At 60.2% G+C, this 1,696-nt stretch carries 3 protein-coding genes; all 3 read left to right on the forward strand.

The genetic code is table 11. From position 1 onward, the window contains the following. Positions 1–89: 89 nt before the first annotated feature. From ACLBWH_RS18395 to ACLBWH_RS18405, 3 genes are read left to right on the forward strand one after another with little or no spacing between them, the layout of a single operon-like run. Positions 90–605, forward strand: a complete 516-nt coding sequence (locus tag ACLBWH_RS18395) for a DUF2975 domain-containing protein (RefSeq protein WP_447800338.1) — start codon at positions 90–92, stop codon at positions 603–605. Further along, complete coding sequence (locus ACLBWH_RS18400) at positions 605–826, forward strand: helix-turn-helix domain-containing protein (protein ID WP_447800339.1); 222 nt, start codon at positions 605–607, stop codon at positions 824–826. The genes ACLBWH_RS18395 and ACLBWH_RS18400 overlap by 1 nt, the downstream gene beginning before the upstream one ends. After that, positions 819–1,613 carry a hypothetical protein gene (locus ACLBWH_RS18405; RefSeq protein ID WP_447800340.1) on the forward strand — a complete coding sequence of 265 codons (795 nt, stop codon included), beginning with the start codon at positions 819–821 and terminating at the stop codon, positions 1,611–1,613. Before ACLBWH_RS18400 ends, ACLBWH_RS18405 begins: the two co-directional genes overlap by 8 nt. The last annotated feature ends 83 nt before the right edge of the window (positions 1,614–1,696 follow it).

Genomic DNA, 1,696 nt, shown 5'->3' on the forward strand with positions numbered 1-1,696 from the left:
GACGTTGATAGAAGCCAATCAAGCAGCCATCTTTCGTCCTTGACCTTATCGATAAACGATGCACATTGTTTATCGATAAGGAGTCGAAGATGCAGGATAAGGGACTGCGGATAATCAGTGGCGTCTTGCGCTTCGCCAACGGCGCCAATTGGCTCGCTGCGATCGGTTTTGCGGCAGCGGTTGCCCTGTCTTTCGTCTTCGGTGATGTGATCGCCGGCCACCTGTCCACCAAATACCCGAACGGCAACGTAGTGGGTACAATCTTCATCCTGCGCATCATGGCGGTGCTCGGCATCATCGCAGCTGTGGCAGTGCATCAAATCTTCACGCGCCTGCTGGCGATGGTCTGCACGGTGCGCACAGGTGATCCATTCGTCGCTCTCAACGCGGATCGACTAACCCGGATCGGCTGGGCTTTGCTGACGCTCCAACTGCTCGATCTGGCCATGGGGCTTATCGTCGTCGCGCTCGATCGGATGGGTGTCGACCACGCTACTTGGACGCCAGCCTTCACCGGCTGGATCGCCGTCATCATGGTGTTCGCGCTCGCTCGCGTTTTCCGGGTTGGGACGGCTATGCGCGACGACTTGGCGCTGACCGTCTGATGCCGGTGATCGTCAAGCTGGACGAGATGCTGGCAGCGCGAGGCATGACCTTGACCAGCCTGTCGCAGGCGATCGACATCACTATGGCTAACCTGTCCATCCTGAAGACGGGCAAAGCCAAGGCGATCCGCTTCTCGACGCTCGAGGCGATCTGCCTGGCGCTCGATTGTCAGCCCGGCGACATCCTGAGTTTCACGCAAGAGGGGGAACGAGATGGCTGACGGGCATGAGAAGCCACGTGGGGCGCTGGCAGGGTTACGGGATGTCGGGCGGGCAGCGTACGAGACGTACAGGCTTGGCGGCACCATGGTTCTGGCAGCGCCGTTTCTGCTCCTCATCGCGGTATTGCCAGAGTTCCTGCAGCATGCCGCCGAAATCCATATCGGCATGTTCGAGTCCATGAGCCGCTTTCGCGCTCTCTCGGCGAGCCCGCTGCGCTGGAGCTTCGGCTACCTGAAGGTAGCCGGCTTCACGGTTGCGATACTTGCGACTGCCCGCTTTTGGGCAGTCGGGTCCATACGTCGAACGCTGATGGTCCCGCCTGTGGCTCTGGCCCGCGTGATTGCTGGGCTCCTGATCGGATTTGCAGTCGCGTCACCTTTCGCCTGGCTTAAGACCCAGGGCCTTGCCCCCGCAATCAACGTTCCGCTTCAGATCCTCTCGGCAGTGATCCAGGGAGGATTTCTCGTCTACGTGGTGGGTGCGTTGCTCGAGGAACCAGCCGTTACGCCGAAACGGGCCATGACATCGCTTCTTCCAGCAGCCGTCGTCCTCATCCTTCTAGCAGCCCTCGCGTTCGCGCCCTCGCAGGCGTTGCACATGGCAAATCATAAGCTGGCGCTGGGGCAGCCGGCGGCCGTCGTATGGACTCTAATGATCTTCGATGCGCTATGGGTCGGCTTGTTCGCAGGGCTAGTTGGCTCAGCGCTATTCGTTAGCGTCCGAACCGGCCTGACTTGGCGGGGTTGGACGGTGTCACCAGATACCCTTTGCCGGAGCCGTCCATGACGGGTTGTTTCCTAGCCGTGGCACCAGGAACTGACCTCAGCGGTCGAGACGTTTGATCTCCTCAAGGCTACAGCGACCCAATC

The organism is Sphingomonas sp. M6A6_1c (assembly GCF_053345135.1).